The organism is Streptomyces sp. NBC_01445, assembly GCF_035918235.1.
Classification (GTDB): Bacteria; Actinomycetota; Actinomycetes; order Streptomycetales; family Streptomycetaceae; genus Streptomyces.
The window spans coordinates 3,448,842-3,466,437 of record NZ_CP109485.1 but is presented as its reverse complement, the minus strand read 5'-3'; the positions used below and the strand labels follow the sequence as shown (position 1 = coordinate 3,466,437).

At 68.8% G+C, this 17,596-nt stretch carries 15 protein-coding genes; 13 read left to right on the top strand and 2 right to left on the bottom strand.

Annotated elements, in window-relative coordinates:
- Positions 1-101 precede the first annotated feature (101 nt).
- From OG574_RS15775 to OG574_RS15760, 4 genes are all read left to right on the top strand, one after another.
- On the top strand, positions 102-2,027 hold the full coding sequence (locus OG574_RS15775) for an ATP-binding cassette domain-containing protein (protein WP_326773768.1): 1,926 nt from the start codon (positions 102-104) through the stop codon (positions 2,025-2,027).
- A gap of 162 nt (positions 2,028-2,189) precedes the next feature.
- The gene (locus OG574_RS15770; RefSeq protein WP_100591749.1) at positions 2,190-3,077 is read left to right on the top strand and encodes a FadR/GntR family transcriptional regulator; all 888 of its coding nucleotides are present in this window, start codon (positions 2,190-2,192) and stop codon (positions 3,075-3,077) included.
- 459 nt (positions 3,078-3,536) lie between these two features.
- Positions 3,537-5,066 (top strand): RNA polymerase sigma factor, encoded by a 1,530-nt coding sequence (locus OG574_RS15765; protein WP_326773767.1) that lies wholly within the window; start codon positions 3,537-3,539, stop codon positions 5,064-5,066.
- Between the two features lie 154 nt (positions 5,067-5,220).
- On the top strand, positions 5,221-6,051 hold the full coding sequence (locus OG574_RS15760; RefSeq protein ID WP_326773766.1) for a S1 family peptidase: 831 nt from the start codon (positions 5,221-5,223) through the stop codon (positions 6,049-6,051).
- 125 nt (positions 6,052-6,176) lie between these two features.
- Here the strand turns inward: OG574_RS15760 and OG574_RS15755 are convergent, their stop codons facing one another.
- Positions 6,177-6,407 carry a DUF7455 domain-containing protein gene (locus tag OG574_RS15755; protein ID WP_100591128.1) on the bottom strand — a complete coding sequence of 77 codons (231 nt, stop codon included), beginning with the start codon at positions 6,405-6,407 and terminating at the stop codon, positions 6,177-6,179.
- A gap of 440 nt (positions 6,408-6,847) precedes the next feature.
- On the opposite strand from OG574_RS15755, the gene OG574_RS15750 reads away from it, so the two are divergent.
- From OG574_RS15750 to OG574_RS15725, 6 genes are all read left to right on the top strand, one after another.
- A complete protein-coding gene (locus OG574_RS15750) occupies positions 6,848-8,983 on the top strand; it encodes a DNA gyrase/topoisomerase IV subunit B (protein ID WP_326773765.1) in 2,136 nt (711 codons plus the stop codon).
- 183 nt (positions 8,984-9,166) lie between these two features.
- On the top strand, positions 9,167-9,691 hold the full coding sequence (locus tag OG574_RS15745; RefSeq protein WP_326773764.1) for a DUF1453 domain-containing protein: 525 nt from the start codon (positions 9,167-9,169) through the stop codon (positions 9,689-9,691).
- Positions 9,688-10,842: a sensor histidine kinase gene (locus OG574_RS15740; RefSeq protein ID WP_326773763.1), complete on the top strand. Its 1,155-nt coding sequence runs from the start codon at positions 9,688-9,690 to the stop codon at positions 10,840-10,842. The genes OG574_RS15745 and OG574_RS15740 overlap by 4 nt, the downstream gene beginning before the upstream one ends.
- Before the next feature lie 152 nt (positions 10,843-10,994).
- Entirely contained in the window at positions 10,995-11,648 is a 654-nt protein-coding gene (locus OG574_RS15735) for a response regulator (RefSeq protein WP_442816824.1), read from the top strand.
- 95 nt (positions 11,649-11,743) lie between these two features.
- Entirely contained in the window at positions 11,744-12,241 is a 498-nt protein-coding gene (locus tag OG574_RS15730; RefSeq protein ID WP_326773762.1) for a DUF485 domain-containing protein, read from the top strand.
- A complete protein-coding gene (locus OG574_RS15725) occupies positions 12,238-13,830 on the top strand; it encodes a solute symporter family protein (protein WP_326773761.1) in 1,593 nt (530 codons plus the stop codon). The genes OG574_RS15730 and OG574_RS15725 overlap by 4 nt, the downstream gene beginning before the upstream one ends.
- Positions 13,831-13,905: 75 nt before the next feature.
- Here the strand turns inward: OG574_RS15725 and OG574_RS15720 are convergent, their stop codons facing one another.
- Entirely contained in the window at positions 13,906-14,598 is a 693-nt protein-coding gene (locus OG574_RS15720) for a response regulator (RefSeq protein WP_326773760.1), read from the bottom strand.
- Between the two features lie 160 nt (positions 14,599-14,758).
- Between OG574_RS15720 and OG574_RS15715 the strand changes: the two genes are divergently transcribed.
- The 3 genes from OG574_RS15715 (at position 14,759) to OG574_RS15705 (ending at position 17,590) form a co-directional block, all read left to right on the top strand.
- Positions 14,759-15,574 (top strand): ABC transporter ATP-binding protein, encoded by an 816-nt coding sequence (locus tag OG574_RS15715; RefSeq protein WP_100591136.1) that lies wholly within the window; start codon positions 14,759-14,761, stop codon positions 15,572-15,574.
- Positions 15,564-16,427, top strand: a complete 864-nt coding sequence (locus OG574_RS15710) for an ABC transporter permease (RefSeq protein ID WP_326773759.1) — start codon at positions 15,564-15,566, stop codon at positions 16,425-16,427. The genes OG574_RS15715 and OG574_RS15710 overlap by 11 nt, the downstream gene beginning before the upstream one ends.
- Before the next feature lie 104 nt (positions 16,428-16,531).
- Positions 16,532-17,590: an ABC transporter substrate-binding protein gene (locus OG574_RS15705; RefSeq protein WP_326773758.1), complete on the top strand. Its 1,059-nt coding sequence runs from the start codon at positions 16,532-16,534 to the stop codon at positions 17,588-17,590.
- The last annotated feature ends 6 nt before the right edge of the window (positions 17,591-17,596 follow it).

Here is a 17,596-nt window from a genome sequence, read left to right as displayed (position 1 = left end):
AATATCGCGTTATCTTGCTGCGGTACCCACGGGGTTCGTCCGTCCCCGCTCGGCGGACGGGTCCCGGCCGCCGAGCGGTCGCACATCCTGCGAGAGAAGCGATGATCCAGGCCTTCGGACTGACCAGCAACCCCCGCCAGGAGCTCCCGCCCGCTGTCGACGACGTGTCCTTCGAGGCGCCGACGGGTCGCGTCACGGCGCTGTTCGGTGCGCGCACGTCCGGCAAGACGACGGCGGTTCGGCTGATGCTCGAACTCCAACAAGGCCGCGGAATCACGCATTTCAGAGGCCGCCCCCTGCATCGCATCCCCCATCCATCCCGCGAGGTGGGCGTGTTGCTCGGCGAGGTCCAGGGGCATCCGTCCCGAACCGTGCGCGGACAACTGCGTATGTTGTGCGCGGCCGCAGGGGTGCCGGTGCAGCGTGCCGACGAGGTCCTCGAAGTCGTCGGCATCGTCAGCCTGCGTGAGCAGCGACTCGGCACGCTCTCGCGAGGCATGGACAGGCGCCTCGGCCTCGCCTGCGCGCTTCTCGCGGACCCCCACACCCTCGTCCTCGACGGACCCGCCGACGGGCTCTCGGTGCGTGAGGGCAAGTGGCTGCACGGCATCCTGCGGGCCCACGCGTCGCTCGGCGGCACCGTGCTCTTCTCCACCGACGACGCCAAGGAAGCGGCGCGGACCGCTGACCGCGTGGTCACCATGGAGGCAGGGCGCGTCATCGCGGACCAGGGAGTCGCGGACTTCTCCCGTACGCGGTTGCGCCCCCGCGTCGCCGTGCGCAGCCCGCATGCCGCCCGGCTCGGTGTCCTGCTGGCCAAGGAGGCGCGCGCGAAGCAGCGATCCGTCGAGGTCGTGAACGAGGACGGCAACCGCCTCTCCGTATACGGCAGTAACTGCGCGGACGTCGGCGAAACCGCGTTCCGCCACAGCATCCTGGTCCACCAACTCGCGGACGAGGTCGGGGATGCGGGGCCGGCGGTGAGCGTTCCGGCACGGGCGCACACTGAAGCAGTCCGCGACGCGGAGCTGACCGCGCCTCAGACGACCGTCGCGGAGGCATCGCTCGCCGAGACGCCACCTCCGGCCACAGAGCCGTCGGAACCCGACGCGGACCTTGTCGGCGCCTCCTCCCCGGCCGAGGCGCCGCAGCGTGACGACCCGGGCCCTCAGGGGCCCGGAACTTCCTCACGCCCAGCCCCCGCCCCTCCCCCCTCCCCCCTGTCCCCCCTCCCACCCCCCATCACGATCCACCCCGCACCCAGCCCGCTCCGTCCGCTGCGTTACGAGGTTCGCCGGGCGACCGGCATCGCCACCGGTTACCTCACGGCGGCCGCCGTTCTCGCCGCCTCCGCGATCGTCGCCGTACTGCTCGCCCGGACCGGTCACACGCCGCAGTCCCGTCTCCTGGCGGCCTGGCCGCAGGAACTGCCGCTTCCGCCGGCCGCCCTCGGTGCGGGGCTGCTCGGGGCCTTCGCGTTCGGTGATGAATTCCGTCACCCCGCGCTGGCCGCCGACCGCGGCACCGTCCCCCGTCGCCTGGGACTTCTCTGCGCGAAACTCGTCGTCGCAGCGGCCATCGCCGCCTCGCTGGCCTTCCTCGTCGTCGTGTCCGACGCGGTGCTGCTTCACCTTGTATACGGAGAAGAGCTCACCAAGGTTCCCGTCGACTGGCTTTCGTCGAGCGCGAGTTGGCTCGCGCTCGTCATGGGCTGCGCCTGGGCCGGGGTGCTGGCCGCCGGTGTCTTCCGGTCCACTGCGGCCGGACTGGCCGCCGTACTCGCCGTTCCGATCCTCGTCGTGCCCCTCGTACAGGAGGCCTTGGCGGGTCCATCTGTGCGAACGGCGGCGGGACTTCCGTCGAGGCTTCGTGATCTGGCACTTGTGCACTGGCCGTTCGGGGCGGAGCGCTTTCTGGCCGCTGGACTGCGGATGATCGCTCAACCTGTGGGCGGCGCGCTGATGTTGTCGCTGACCGCTCTGCTCTGCGCTTATCTGCTCACAGTGCTGCGTCCCAGGGCTCGATGACGACCGTCCGGCGCCTTCCGGTCCGGCCACGCGCACAACTCCGCGATGATCGCCTATTTCCGTCCGATAAGGCGTCAATTGCGACGAGGTAAGCGATCACCCTTTCGTGTGCTTTTCACCAAAGACCTCAAGGGACTTGGGAGCGGCGCCGACAACAGATCCGTGAGTACCCTTGCGCACACCATGATGACCGCCGCCCGCTCCGCCGACTCCGGCCTGAGCGGCCCGGGCGAACTCGACCGTTACCCCTATGGGGAGGCCAATGGTGCCGACCGTGTCGGCGCCCCTGTTTGGGATGTCGCGGATCAGGACCTCGGCCGGATGGGGCGGCGTGCCGCCGGCAGCCGCGGCCGCGGCCTGCACGGCCAGCTCGTCCAGCAGCTGGGTCAGATGATCGTTTCCGGGGACCTTGGCGCGGACCGCCCGCTCGTCCCCGAGGAGATCGGCCAGCGATTCGAGGTGTCCCGCACCGTCGTCCGCGAGTCGCTCCGCGTCCTCGAGGCCAAGGGCCTGGTCAGCGCCCGTCCCAATGTCGGCACCCGCGTCCGCCCCGTCAGTGACTGGAACCTGCTCGACCCGGACATCATCGAATGGCGCGCCTTCGGCCCGCAGCGCGATGACCAGCGCCGGGAGCTGAACGAGTTGCGCTGGACGATCGAGCCCCTCGCCGCCCGGCTCGCGGCCGGACACGGCCGTGAGGACGTCCAGCAGCGGCTCACCGACATGGTCGAGATCATGGGGCACGCCCTGGGTCAGGGCGACCCGATCACCTTCGCCCGCGCCGACGCCGAGTTCCACTCCCTGCTCATCCAGCTCGCGGGCAACCGGATGCTGGAGCACCTGTCCGGCATCGTCTCCGCGGCCCTCCAGGTCTCCGGGGGGCCCGTCACGGGCTGCGACCGTCCGAACGAGGTGGCCGTCGCCCACCACAGCCGGATCGCCGACGCCCTCGCCGCGGGTGACGGCACGGGCGCGGAGGCCGCCATGCGGCAGCTGCTCACCGTCCACCCCGATGTCGAACGTGTGGTCCCCGCGCCCCGCGAGCACTGACGCCTTCCACGGCGATTCGGTGATCGGCGCCTCGGTGCAGGCCCCCGGTGTCCGATGCACCGCACGGTCCGGGTGCGCCCACCATCTGTTCCTCATGTGTCGCCGGATCGCGCCTGATCCCCCCGGACCTGGCGCGATCCGGCGACATATGCGTGGACCATGAGTTCCGCCGGTTCGAGCTGGGTACTCAAAGAGTGGCCATGTTTGACCGTATCCATTAGTTTTTGACCGCTTACGGGGTGTGACTCGGGCCACGCAGATTGGGCGTAACGCTCCTCGGAACAGCGCGATGACCTAAGAGGCGACAGTCGAGGAGGGAATACAGCAGCCGCGTATGGCGCTGTCCATCTCCCCGGCCCCCGCCCACGCCGTCGGCCCATCCCCAAGTCGGCGGTCGTCGGCTCCGGTCCTCACAGGACGGGGCCGGAAGCCGTTTTCCAACGTTCCGAGAGGTTGTTCGTGTCGGCCAGCACATCCCGTACGCTCCCGCCGGAGATCGCCGAGTCCGTCTCTGTCATGGCGCTCATTGAGCGGGGAAAGGCTGATGGCCAGATCGCCGGCGACGACGTGCGCCGTGCCTTCGAGGCCGACCAGATTCCGGCCACTCAGTGGAAGAACGTTCTGCGCAGCCTCAACCAGATCCTCGAGGAAGAGGGTGTGACGCTGATGGTCAGTGCCGCGGAGCCGAAGCGCCCCCGCAAGAGCGTCGCAGCTAAGAGCCCGGTCAAGCGCACCGCCACCAAGACCGTCGCTGCCAAGACGGTCACGGCGAAGAAGGTCGCTGCCACGGCCACCCCCGAGTCCCCGGCCGTGGAGGCCGAGGCTGAGGACGCCGAACCCAAGAAGGTCGCAGCCAAGAAGACGACGGCCAAGAAGGCCGCCGCCAAGAAGACCGTCGCCAAGAAGGCGGCGACGAAGAAGACGTCCGGCAAGAAGGACGACGAGGCCGACGACGAGGCCGAGGAGACCCCCGGCACGGCCAAGGCCGAAGGCGAGCCCGGCGAGGAGGGCGCGCAGGGCTTCGTCCTGTCCGACGAGGACGAGGACGACGCGCCCGCGCAGCAGGTCGCCGCGGCCGGCGCCACCGCCGACCCCGTCAAGGACTACCTGAAGCAGATCGGTAAGGTCCCGCTGCTCAACGCCGAGCAGGAGGTCGAGCTCGCCAAGCGCATCGAGGCCGGCCTGTTCGCCGAGGACAAGCTCGCCAACGCCGACAAGCTCGCGCCGAAGCTCAAGCGCGAGCTGGAGATCATCGCCGAGGACGGCCGCCGCGCCAAGAACCACCTCCTGGAGGCCAACCTCCGTCTGGTGGTCTCCCTGGCCAAGCGTTACACCGGCCGCGGCATGCTCTTCCTGGACCTGATCCAGGAGGGCAACCTCGGTCTGATCCGCGCGGTCGAGAAGTTCGACTACACCAAGGGCTACAAGTTCTCCACGTACGCGACGTGGTGGATCCGCCAGGCGATCACCCGCGCGATGGCCGACCAGGCCCGCACCATCCGTATCCCGGTGCACATGGTCGAGGTCATCAACAAGCTCGCGCGCGTGCAGCGTCAGATGCTCCAGGACCTGGGCCGCGAGCCCACCCCGGAAGAGCTGGCCAAGGAACTCGACATGACCCCGGAGAAGGTCATCGAGGTCCAGAAATACGGCCGCGAGCCGATCTCCCTCCACACCCCCCTGGGTGAGGACGGCGACAGCGAGTTCGGTGACCTCATCGAGGACTCCGAGGCAGTCGTGCCGGCCGACGCGGTCAGCTTCACGCTCCTCCAGGAGCAGCTGCACTCCGTCCTCGACACCCTGTCGGAGCGCGAGGCGGGCGTCGTCTCGATGCGTTTCGGTCTCACCGACGGTCAGCCGAAGACCCTCGACGAGATCGGCAAGGTCTACGGCGTCACGCGTGAGCGGATCCGTCAGATCGAGTCCAAGACGATGTCGAAGCTGCGTCACCCGTCGCGCTCGCAGGTGCTGCGCGACTACCTGGACTAGAAGCGCGACCGCCCGGACCGGATCCGGTCGGTAGGTCCGTCATCGAAGGGCCCGGCCCCCTGTGGGGGCCGGGCCCTTCGATGTGCTCGTGTGCATGACGCACGAAGTTCACTCACGCTGGGTGGGTCGATACAACCCAGAGTGAGGACACAGAATGCGTCGCCCCTTCGCCCGAACGCTGTTCCGGGCACCTGCCCTGCTGGCGGCGGCGGCCTTGCTGCCCCTGGCCTCCCCCGCCCCGTCAGCGGCGGACAGTGTCGTCATCGGGGGCCGGCCGGTCCGGGTGGCCGACAGTCCGTGGGTGGTGGCGCTCTCCAGTCGTGACCGGTTCGGGGGTACGCGATCCGGGCAGTTCTGCGGGGGCGTCGTGGTCGGGCGGTCGACAGTCATGACCGCCGCCCACTGCCTTGGCCCAGAGGTCCTCGGCGCCACGCGGCGCGCCGTGGCTGACTTCAAGGTCATCGCGGGGCGTGATGACCTGCGGACCCGGTCGGGCGTGGAGATCCGGGTGCGCCGCACCTGGGTCAACCCCGACTACAACCCCGAGACCAACTCCGGGGATGTGGCGATCGTCACACTGGACGCGCCACTACCCGACAGGTACGTGATCCCGATGGCGGGAGCAGGGGACTCTGTGTACGCGGCCGGGACCGGCGCCGCTGTCTACGGCTGGGGCGACACCACCGGGGCCGGTGACTACGCGACCATGCTGCGGGCGTCGGATGTGCAGGTGTTCGGTGGTTCCGTGTGCAAGGAGGCCTATCCGGGCGGCCCTGAGGGAGCGTTCCTCGCTCGCACGATGCTGTGTGCGGGGGCGCCGCAGGGCGGGCGGGATGCCTGCCAGGGGGACAGCGGTGGCCCTCTCGTGGCGCGCGGGCGCCTGATCGGGCTCGTGTCGTGGGGGAACGGCTGTGGGCGCCGTGGAAGCCCCGGCGTCTACACCCGGGTGTCGGAGGTAAGGCGCGTCATGCCGAAGCCTGTCTGAGGCGCTCAGGGCGCCTCACGGGCATATGTGGGCCTGATGCGAGGACGGGCGGCCACCCCTGTGGTGCAGGGATGGCCGCCCGATCACCGGCCTGGGCCGGAGCTGGCTCGTCGTTGTGCGAGGTGTCAGCGTTCCTCGGTTTCGGCGCTTACCGGAGCGGCGGTCAAGCGCTCCGTCTCGTCCTGTATCTCAGCGGCGATCTTCTTGAGTTCCGGCTCGAACTTGCGGCCATGGTGGGCGCAGAAGAGCAGTTCACCACCGCTGATGAGGACGACACGAAGGTACGCCTGGGCGCCGCAACGGTCACAGCGGTCAGCGGCCGTCAGTGGGCTCGCGGGGGTCAGAACAGTAGTCACGTCGCCTCTTCTCTAGCTCGACGAGCTGTCGTACCAGGGTCAACATCCAACCAGGCCGAAAACGTTCCCGCTCGTGGCTTTTCCTCGAAAAATCTTTCCGAGGGGCTGTCTGCTGCCGGTTGGCGGCGAATGGGCCGTATTGCGTCTCTTACGTGTCTTACGGGTTCGCGCGTTCCGTCAGGGTCGGTCCTCGCCGACTGGCTTGTCGGTTGTTCATGAGGACGTGCCCGGAGCCTAAATGGTTCATGCGCCAAAGGGAACGTGATGTGTGCTTCACCCCATCGAGGGATCGAACATGCATACGATGCTGGACTAGTCTGGGCAGAGGCGAGGGTTGCGTTACATCGGCTCTACCAGGCCTCGGTACCCTCTGAGCGGCGACCGAAGCCGACCCCTTACCCAAAAGGGTTCCAACTGAAATTCAGCGAGGAGCGAACTGCGTGACCGCCGAAACGTCCGTGCCGTCCACAGCGCTGCTGACCGGAGCAGGCGGCATCGTGGACAAGGACAGTTCCAACTACACCGCGCGGCACCTGCTCGTCCTTGAGGGGCTCGAGGCCGTACGCAAGCGCCCTGGCATGTACATCGGGTCGACGGACAGCCGTGGCCTGATGCACTGCCTCTGGGAAATCATCGACAACTCCGTCGATGAGGCCCTCGGAGGCTATTGCGACCACATCGAGGTCATCCTCCACGACGACGCATCCGTAGAGGTGCGGGACAACGGCCGCGGCATCCCCGTGGACGTCGAGCCGAAGACCGGGCTCTCCGGGGTCGAGGTCGTCATGACCAAGCTGCACGCGGGCGGCAAGTTCGGCGGAGGCTCCTACGCGGCCTCCGGCGGCCTGCACGGCGTGGGCGCCTCCGTGGTGAACGCGCTCTCCGCGCGGCTCGACGTCGAGGTCGACCGAGGCGGGAACACGCACGCCATCAGCTTCCGCCGCGGTGTCCCCGGCGCCTTCGCCAAGCCGGGACCCGACGCGACCTTCGACTCGGCCGCGCGGCTCAGCAAGGTCAAGCGGATCCCGAAGAACCGCACCGGCACGCGCGTGCGCTACTGGGCCGACCGCCAGATCTTCCTCAAGGACGCCAAGCTCTCCCTGGAGAACCTGCACCAGCGCGCCCGCCAGACCGCGTTCCTCGTGCCGGGCCTGACCATCGTCGTGCGCGACGAGTACGGGCTCGGTGACGGCGGCAGCAAGGGCGAGGAATCCTTCCGCTTCGACGGCGGTATCAGCGAATTCTGCGAGTACCTCGCCGCCGACAAGCCGGTCTGCGATGTCCTCCGCTTCTCCGGACAGGGCACCTTCAAGGAGACCGTCCCGGTCCTCGACGACCACGGTCAGATGACGCCGACCGAGGTCACCCGCGAGCTCGCTGTGGACATCGCGATGCGCTGGGGCACCGGCTACGACACGACACTCAGGTCGTTCGTCAACATCATCGCCACCCCCAAGGGCGGCACCCACGTGAGTGGCTTCGAGCGCTCGCTCACCAAGACGATGAACGAGGTGCTGCGCTCCCAGAAACTACTGCGCGTCGCCGAGGACGACGTCGTCAAGGACGACGCCCTCGAGGGCCTCACGGCCGTCGTCACGGTGCGTCTCGCCGAGCCGCAGTTCGAGGGCCAGACCAAGGAGGTGCTCGGCACCTCGGCGGCCAACAGGATCGTCGCGAACGTCGTGGCCAAGGAGCTCAAAGCGTTCCTGACCTCCACCAAGCGCGACGCGAAGGCCCAGGCCCGCGCCGTCATGGAGAAGGCCGTCGCCGCGGCCCGTACGCGGATCGCGGCCCGCCAGCACAAGGACGCGCAGCGCAGGAAGACGGCCCTCGAGTCGTCGTCGCTGCCGGCCAAGCTGGCGGACTGCCGCAGCGACGACGTGGAGCGCAGCGAGCTCTTCATCGTCGAGGGGGACTCCGCGCTCGGCACCGCCAAGCTGGCCCGGAACTCCGAGTTCCAGGCGCTGCTGCCGATCCGCGGCAAGATCCTCAACGTTCAGAAGTCGTCCGTGTCGGACATGCTGAAGAACGCCGAGTGCGGCGCGATCATCCAGGTCATAGGAGCCGGGTCCGGGCGGACCTTCGACATCGACGCCGCGCGCTACGGGAAGATCATCCTGCTCGTCGACGCCGACGTCGACGGCGCGCACATCCGCACCCTGCTCCTGACCCTCTTCCAGCGCTACATGCGGCCGATGATCGAGGCGGGCCGCGTGTTCGCCGCGGTGCCGCCGCTGCACCGCATCGAGCTCGTCCAGCCGAAGAAGGGCCAGGACAAGTACGTCTACACGTACTCGGACCGCGAGCTGCGCGAGACGCTCCTCGAGTACCAGCGCAAGGGCGTGCGCTACAAGGACTCGATCCAGCGTTACAAGGGCCTCGGAGAGATGGACGCCGACCAGCTGGCCGAGACCACGATGGACCCGCGTCACCGCACGCTGCGCCGTATCAACATCGGCGAGCTGGACGCCGCGGAGCAGGTCTTCGATCTGCTCATGGGCACGGACGTGGCGCCGCGCAAGGAGTTCATCAGCAGCTCGGCCGCGACGCTCGACCGCTCGCGCATCGACGCCTAGGGGCGACCCGGACGCCGGCTCCACCCGTGGGTGGAGCCGGCTGATCCACCCACGATCCACCCCAGCTCCGATACCGTGAGCTGGCCTTCTCCGTAACTTCGAAGACGTTGCTCGACGCCGCTGCTCGGCGTCGTCCGGCGAAGTTCTCGAAATCCTCGAAGTCACGGAAAGTCGGAGGCCACCATGTCCGGGCTCACCAATGTGCTGGTGATCATCGCAGTCGTCGTGCTGGTGGTCGTCCGTCAGTTCAAGGCGCAGCAGATCACCATGGACAAGCGCTGGTGGGTCGTGCCCGCCGTGCTCGTCTTCATGGCGCTGCGCAAGCCGGACCTCCTCGACTCCCACCACCAGGCCCTCTCGGCCTCGCTCATAGGCCTTGAGCTGCTCGTCGGTCTCGCCCTCGGCGCCGGCTGGGCCTGGACCACCCGGATCTGGACCGCGCAGGACGGCACCGTGTGGAGCAAGAGCACCAAGGCCAGCGGCGCCGTCTGGGTCGTCGGAATCGCCGTACGGGCCGGTCTCTACGCCGCCGGCGCGGCCTTCGGTATCAAGCAGGGCAGCGCCGCGCTCATGCTCGCCCTGGCCGCCACACTGCTCGTTCGCTCCGGAGTCCTCATCTGGCGTGCGCAGTCCCTGCGGCCTGCACCCCAGGGGGCCGGGGCGTACGGTGACGGCGTGCCCGTGCCGTCGTGGAAGGACCGCGTGTGACGTCCGGAGCCTGGACCAGCTGGCCCTCGCGGGAGGCGCTCTCCCGCGAAGGGCTCACGCGGGCGCGGCGGGTCCTTGCTCGCGTCGTGAGAGCGGTCGCGCTCACCGCTCTCGTGTGGACCGCGGCAGCGGAGCGTGGCGTGCACGGCTGGACCGTTGCCCTGGCGCCGGTCGCGCTCATCGCCTGCGGCGCCGCGGCCTGGGGGTTCTTCCGGACCACGCTGGAACACCTGCTGTGGCCCTCCGTGGGTCTGCTCGCCGTCCTGCTGGGCGCGGCATTCGCGGCGGAGCAGGCGGGGTTCAGAGGGCCGGCGCTCGTCCTCTGGTGCGGCTGCGCCGTCACCGCTCTTGAGCGGCTGCCCCTGGTCGCGGCCATTCCTCTCACCGCCGGCGCGCTCACCGGGTTCGCTGTCCTGAACAACGACGCATGGTTCACCACAGCGGTCACCACCATCGGGCTCTGCCTTGCGGGATACGTCCTGCGCCTCGACGCGGAGGCCAGAGGAAGTGCGCAGCGGCTGCTCCGCCAGGAACGGGCCGCGCGCGCCGCGGAGGCGGAATCCGCGGCCCTGGCCGAGCGGGCCCGGATCGCGCGGGAGATCCACGACGTGCTGGCGCACAGCCTCTCCGCCCAGCTCGTCCACCTCGAGGCGGCACGTTTGCTCATCGAGCGGGGCGCGGATCTCGACCAGATCCACGAGCGCGTCGTCGCCGCCCGTGGCATGGCACGCGACGGGCTCACCGAGACACGTCAGGCACTCTCGGCGCTGCGCGGAGAGATGACCCCGCTGGAGGACTTCCTGCGCGAACTCGTCGCCACGGACGGCGCGACGGTCTCGGTGGAGGGGGTGCGGCGGCCGTTGTCCGTCGAGGCGTCACAGACAGTACGCAGGGTCGCCCAAGAGGCCCTGACGAACGTACGCAAGCACGCGCCCGGCGCGAAGGCCCAGGTGAGACTGGAGTACGGCACCGCCGAAGTGACCCTTGAGGTAAGGGATTCGGGTTCGGCCACGTCGGCGGGGGAGCTCACTGGCAGTGGCTCCGGCTACGGTCTGTTGGGGATGAGGGAGCGTGCGGAGCTGCTCGGCGGCACGCTCGTGGCAGGGCCGTGCGAGGAGGGTTTCGCAGTGAAGCTGAAGGTACCCGCATGAACGGGACGGACCCGGGGGCGAACGGGACGGATGGCCGGGCGGACTCGGCAGGTTCGCAAAGGGGCGGTGCGGACGCGGAAAGTTCGCAGACAGGCGCGGCGGACGCGGCAGGTTCGCAAGGGGGCGGTGCGGCGCGTAGGGACGCCAGAGTGGTGGTCGCCGATGATCAGACGGTCGTGCGCGAAGGCATCGTGATGCTGCTCGGGCTACTGCCCGGCATCGAGGTCGTCGGAGCGGCCGGCGACGGCGACGAGGCCGTCGCGCTGGTTGCCCAACTCGCCCCGGACGTCGTCCTCATGGACCTGCGTATGCCGCGCTGTGACGGGGTGGAGGCGACGCGGCGCATCCGATCGAAGTACCCCGGAACCCAGGTCGTCATCCTGACCACCTACGCGGACGACGAGTCGCTGTTCCCCGCGCTCAAGGCCGGAGCCCGCGGCTATCTGACCAAGGACGCGGGCGGCGACGAGATCGTGCGGGCCGTCGAGGACGTGCTCTCCGGTGACGCGGGCCTTTCCCCGAAGATCCAGCGTCGACTTCTGGAGCGTCTTTCGGAGCCGGCGCCGGCCCCCGCGCCCGTGGCGCCGCCCGACGGAATCACCGCGCGAGAGGCCGAAGTTCTGGGGCTCATCGCCGAGGGGCTCACCAATCAGGAGATCGCCCGCGCCCTGCATGTCTCCACCGCGACGGTGAAGACACACATCAACAACCTCTTCGCCAAAACCGGCCTCAAGGACCGGGCTCAGGCAGTGCGGTATGCCTATCGGCACGGCCTTGTTCAGCCACCGGGGTCGGCCATCACCTAATGGGGTGAAGGGAGATGTGAGAAGAGTCCGGGATCTTCCCGTTCTGCCCATCCTTGGGCTCGCGGCCTAAGTGGCCCGCGGACAAGGAGAGTTCGGTGGAGAAGCACGACGGGCGCGAGGCGGCGCAGACCCGGCCCGGTGATCGCGGTGTTCTCGGCGATCCCTGGTACGACGCGCTGGCCTCCGGGTGGGGCGAGTTGGACGGCACGGGGGCACCGGCCCCGGCCGTACCTCCGCAGGCCGCCCCCCCGGAGCGGAGCGCGGCGGCGATCTATCTGGAGGTGCAGCGCAGCGCGGCCTTCCAGGAAGTACGCAGCCGCTACCGGAGGTTCGTCATTCCGGCCGCCGCGACCTTCTTCGCCTGGTACCTCGCGTACATCCTGGCGGCGACGACGGCCCCCGGTCTGATGGGCAGGCCCGTCGCGGGAGCGGTGAATGTGGCGATGCTGGCGGGCCTCGGGCAGTTCCTCAGCACCTTCCTTCTGACGTGGCTGTACTCGCGCCACGCGCGGTTGCGAAGGGACCGCGCGGCGCTCGAACTGCGCTGGGACACCCAGGAGATGACCCGAGTGATCGAGGGTGGCCAGCGGTGACCGGGAACCATCAGACGCTGGCGCTGCTGCTGTTCAGCGTGTTCGTCGCCGTCACGCTGGCGATCACCACATGGGTGAGCCGCAACAGGCACGGATCGGCGGAGGAGTTCTACGCGGGCGGCCGGCTGTTCTCGCCCATGGAGAACGGTTTCGCCATCGCGGGCGACTACATGTCGGCCGCCTCCTTCCTCGGGATCTCTGGCCTGATCGCGCTCTTCGGCTACGACGGCCTGCTCTACTCGGTCGGGTTCCTCGTGGCCTGGCTCGTCGTGCTGCTGCTGGTTGCCGAACTCGTGCGCAACTGCGGGCGGTTCACCCTCGCCGACGTCATCGCCGCCCGGATGCGAGAGCGTCCCGTGCGGATCGCGGCGGGAACTTCTTCGGTGACGGTGTCCGTTCTCTATCTGGTGGCGCAGATGGTGGGTGCGGGCAGCCTGGTCGCGCTGCTGCTCGGCAGCACCGGCGGAGCCGTACAGGCGTGGACCGTCGTCGGCGTCGGCGGGCTCATGGTCATCTATGTGTCGCTGGGAGGGATGCGGGCCACCACCTGGATCCAGATCGTCAAGGCGGTCCTGCTCATGGGCGGGGCGATCGTCCTGACCGTGCTCGTCCTGGTCCGTTTCCACGGGGACTTCGACCAGCTGCTGCGTACGGCGGCGCAGCGCAGCGGGCACGGAGCCGCGTTCCTCGCGCCCGGACTGAAGTACGGCGGCGACTGGACCGCGAGGCTCGACTTCATCAGCCTGGGCCTTGCGCTCGTGCTCGGCACGGCCGGACTGCCGCACATCCTGTCGCGCTTCTACACCGTTCCGACGGCACGGGCCGCGCGCCGCTCGGTCATCTGGTCCATCGGACTCATCGGCAGCTTCTACCTGATGACCATCGTGCTCGGCTTCGGTGCGGCGGCGATCGTGGGATCCGACGCCGTGCGGGGTTCGAACGCGGCGGGGAACACGGCGGTTCCGCTGCTCGCGCTCGACCTGGGCGGCGGCCCGGACTCCACAGGTGGAACGGTTCTGTTCGCCGTCGTCGCGGCCGTCGCCTTCGCGACGATCCTCGCCGTCGTCGCCGGGATCACGCTCGCCTCCTCGGCCTCCGTGGCCCACGATCTGTACGCGTCCCTGCGCCGCCCCCACGCCAAGCCGCGCAGCGAGGTCGCCGTGGCCCGCGTCGCCGCCGCCGGCATCGGCGTGGTCGCGATCGCCCTGGGACTGCTCGCCCGCGACCTCAATGTGGCGTTCCTCGTGGGCCTCGCCTTCGCCGTGGCCGCCTCCGCGAACCTTCCCGTGCTGCTCTACTCCCTGTTCTGGCGGAACTTCACCACGCGCGGCGCCGTGTGGTCCGTCTACGGAGGGCTCGTGCCCGCCCTCGTCCTGGTGGTCCTGTCACCGGTCGTGTCCGGCAGCGAGACCTCGCTGTTCCCCGGTGTGGACTTCCAGTACTTCCCGCTGGAGAACCCCGGCCTCGTCTCCATTCCCCTCGGTTTCCTGGCGGGCTGGCTCGGCACGGTCACCTCACATGAGCCACCGGACGAGGCCAAGCACGCGGAGACGGAGGTGCGTGCGCTGACCGGGGCGGGAGCCGTCTGAGGACCGCGCCCCACAGGTGTGGCCGCCCCCGCGCGGCTGCCCCAGAGTGCTCAGGTCAGGCCATCGCCGGCCGCCTCAGGGCGCCACCCACACATAGCGATGCTCAGGACGCCCGGTGTCCCCGTACTTGAGCGAGAGGTGAAGCCGGCCCGACTGTTCCATGTGGCGCAGATACCGCTGCGCCGTGGAGCGGCTCAGGCCGGTCTCCGCCGCCACCTCGTGGGCGGACAGCGGATGGTCGGCGCGGTGCAGCACATCGCAGATCAGATCCGTGGTCGGCTCCGACTGACCGCTCGGCAGGCCGGGCGACGCGGGCATGGGCAGCGCCCGTAGCGCACCGAAAATCCGGTCGACCTGCTCCTGGCCCGCCGCGCCGCGGCCGCTGACCCGGTCCACGGTGCGGCGCAGCGCCGCGTACGAGTCGAGCCGCGAACGCAGCGCGGCGAACGTGAACGGCTTCACCAGGTAGTGCAGGGCTCCCTGGCGCATCGCCGCCTGCACCGTCAGGACGTCGCTCGCCGCGGTGATCATGATGACGTCGGTGTTGTGGCCGTTCTCCCGCATCCGGTGGGCGAGTTCGAGGCCCGTCATGTCGGGCAAGTAGTGGTCGAGCAGCACGAGGTCGATGCGCTGGCGCTCCACGGCGGCCAGTGCCTGCGCGGCGTTGTGGGCGCGGGCGACCACCCGGAAGCCGGGAACCTTTCCCACGTACTTCGCGTTGATCTCGGCGACACGGAAGTCGTCGTCCACGACCAGGACGTCAATCATCGGGCCTCTCTCCCTCAAGCCCAGGCGAGCTGTTAAGCCCGTGTTTCGGCTCAGCTGTTGTAGCGCGAGCAAAACGAGCACAACAGTCTCTTGCAAGCAGAAGTCCGCCTTGCGCCCAGAAGACTGATGCGGTGTCCCAGGTCACATCTACCTTCCGGCCATGAGCACAGACACCGGCCCCGCCATCGAACTGCGGGGCGCGAGCAAAACCTTCAGGACGCCTTCGGGCGGCCTGCACACCGCGGTCAGGGAGCTCGATCTGACCGTCGGACGCGGCGAGTTCGTGGCCGTCGTCGGCCCCACGGGCTGCGGCAAGTCGACCACCCTCACCCTCGTCAGCGGCCTGGAGGAACCCACCGACGGCGAGGTCCTGGTGGCCGGCGAACCCGTCGAGGGAGTCGGCGACAAGGTCGGATTCGTGTTCCAGCAGGACGCGACGTTCCCCTGGCGAACGGTGCTGTCCAACGTCATGGCCGGTCCGCGCTTCCGCGGCGTACCGAAGGCCGAGGCGAAGGCCAAGGCCCGTGAGTGGCTGGCCCGCGTCGGCCTCGCCTCCTTCGAGGACCGCTACCCGCACCAGCTCTCCGGAGGCCAGCGCAAGCGGGTCGCCCTCGCCGCCACGTTCGTCAACGACCCCGAGATCCTGCTCATGGACGAGCCGTTCTCGGCGCTCGACGTGCAGACCAGGGCCCTGATGTCGGACGAGCTCCTGGAGCTGTGGGAGGGGACGGGCGCCTCGGTCGTCTTCGTCACCCACGACCTGGAGGAGTCCATCGCGCTGGCCGACAAGGTCGTCGTCATGACCGCGGGACCGGCCACCGTGAAGCAGGTCTTCGACATCGCCCTGCCGCGCCCCCGGAAGGTCGAATCGGTGCGCCTGCTGCCCGAGTTCATCGAGATCTACCGCGAGATCTGGGAGTCCCTGGGCGAAGAGGTCCGCATCACGCGCGAGAGAGGTGCCGCCGATGTCGCCTGATGCCGTCACCACCGTGCCCGCCACCGAAACCGCCAAGCCGGGACGCGCCGTCACCAAGGCCCGTGCCGCCCGCCGGCGCAAGGTACTGATCGGCGGCGCCCGGGTCCTGCTCCTCGTCGCCGTGCTCGGCCTCTGGGAGGTGCTCTCGCGCGCCGCGATCATCGACCCGTTCAACTTCTCGATGCCGTCGAAGATCTGGGACCAGATCTGGACGTGGACCACCCATGGCACGGCGCTAGGCTCGCTGGGCGAACAGGTCTGGTTCACGCTCTACGAAGCGCTCGTCGGCTGGATCATCGGTGTGATCGCCGGTGTCGTCTTCGGAATCGCGCTCGGGCGCATCACCTTCCTCGCCGACATCCTCGGCCCGTACATCAAGGTCCTCAACTCGATCCCGAGGATCGTGCTCGCCCCGATCTTCGTGATCTGGTTCGGCCTCGGCCCGGCCTCGAAGGTGGCCTCCGCCGTGGTCCTGGTGTTCTTCCCGGTGTTCTTCAACGCCTTCCAGGGAGCCCGTGAGGTCGACCGGAACCTGGTCGCCAACGCCCGCATCCTCGGCGCCAGCGACCGCCGCGTGACGCTTCAGGTCGTCATCCCGTCCGCCACGTCATGGATCTTCACCAGCCTCCATGTGAGCTTCGGCTTCGCGCTGATCGGCGCCATCGTCGGCGAGTACATCGGCGCGACCAAGGGCGTCGGCCTGCTCGTCGCACAGTCGCAGGGCACGTTCAACGCGGCCGGTGTGTACGCGGCGATGGTCATCCTCGCCGTCGTGGCCCTGCTGGCCGAGGGGCTGCTCACCTTTGCCGAGCGCCGCATCTTCCGCTGGAAGCCGGCGGATTCGGACAGCTGACCACCGCCGCTCGGCGCGAGTCACGAGCGCTTCCCCGTACCGCTCTCTCCCCACTCCCCACCCTCTCCGCCCTCCTCAGTCTCTTCACAAGGACGTGAACCACCATGCGTAACACCGCGCGGCTCTGTGCCCTCGCAGCGACCGGCCTGCTCGCCCTCTCCTCGCTCACGGCGTGCGCCAACGACGCCGCCAGTACGAGCACCGGCTCCGGCAAGAAGGCGGACGGCAAGGGAGAGCACGTCAAGATCATGGTCGGTGGCCTGGACAAGGTCATCTACATGCCGGCGATGCTCACGGACCGGCTCGGCTACTTCCAGGACGAGGGTTTGAATGTCCAACTTCTGAGTGAGCCCGCGGGTGTCCAGGCCGAGACGGCGCTCGTCTCCGGCCAGGTCCAGGGGGCCGTCGGCTTCTACGACCACACCCTCGACCTACAGGTGAAGGGCAAGGCCGTCGAGTCCGTGGTGCAGTTCTCACGCGCCCCCGGAGAGGTGGAGATCGTCTCCAACAAGGCGTCCGGGGCCATCTCCTCGCCCAAGGACTTCAAGGGCAAGAAGCTCGGCATCACGGGCCTCGGCTCCTCGACGGACTTCCTCACGAAATATCTGGCGGTCAAGAACGGCGTCCAGCCGAGCCAGTTCTCGCCGGTGGCCGTCGGCGCGGGCCCGACGTTCGTCTCCGCGCTCCAGAAGGGCGCCATCGACGGCGGCATGACGACGGACCCCACCGTCGCCACGATCCTGGACAAGAAGCTCGGCAAGGTCCTCGTCGACATGCGGACCCCGGAGGGCTCCCAGGAGGCGCTCGGCGGCCCGTACCCGTCGTCGAGCCTCTACATGCAGACCGACTGGGTCAACAGCCACAAGCCGACGGTCCAGAAGCTCGCCAACGCGTTCGTGAAGACGCTCAAGTGGATGTCCACGCACAGTGCCGACGAGATCGCGGCCAAGATGCCGGCCGACTACTCACAGGGCGACAAGAAGCTGTACGCCGAGGCGATCAAGGCCACGCTGCCGATGTTCACGACGGACGGGGTGATGCCCGAGAACGGCCCCGAGACTGTTGAGAGTGTGCTCAAGGCGTTCAACCCGAACATCAAGAACGCCAAGGTCGACCTGAGCAAGACCTACACCACCGAGTTCGTGGACAAGGCCGCCGGCTGACCACGT

What these genes read in the sequence shown, in the direction of transcription:
- OG574_RS15775 (WP_326773768.1), top strand. Translation starts at nt 102, where the DNA reads ATGATCCAGGCCTTCGGACTGACCAGCAACCCCCGCCAGGAGCTCCCG.
- OG574_RS15760 (WP_326773766.1), top strand. Translation starts at nt 5,221, where the DNA reads ATGCGTCGCCCCTTCGCCCGAACGCTGTTCCGGGCACCTGCCCTGCTG.
- OG574_RS15745 (WP_326773764.1), top strand. Translation starts at nt 9,167, where the DNA reads ATGTCCGGGCTCACCAATGTGCTGGTGATCATCGCAGTCGTCGTGCTG.
- OG574_RS15720 (WP_326773760.1), bottom strand. Translation starts at nt 14,598, where the DNA reads ATGATTGACGTCCTGGTCGTGGACGACGACTTCCGTGTCGCCGAGATC.
- OG574_RS15715 (WP_100591136.1), top strand. Translation starts at nt 14,759, where the DNA reads ATGAGCACAGACACCGGCCCCGCCATCGAACTGCGGGGCGCGAGCAAA.
- OG574_RS15710 (WP_326773759.1), top strand. Translation starts at nt 15,564, where the DNA reads ATGTCGCCTGATGCCGTCACCACCGTGCCCGCCACCGAAACCGCCAAG.
- OG574_RS15705 (WP_326773758.1), top strand. Translation starts at nt 16,532, where the DNA reads ATGCGTAACACCGCGCGGCTCTGTGCCCTCGCAGCGACCGGCCTGCTC.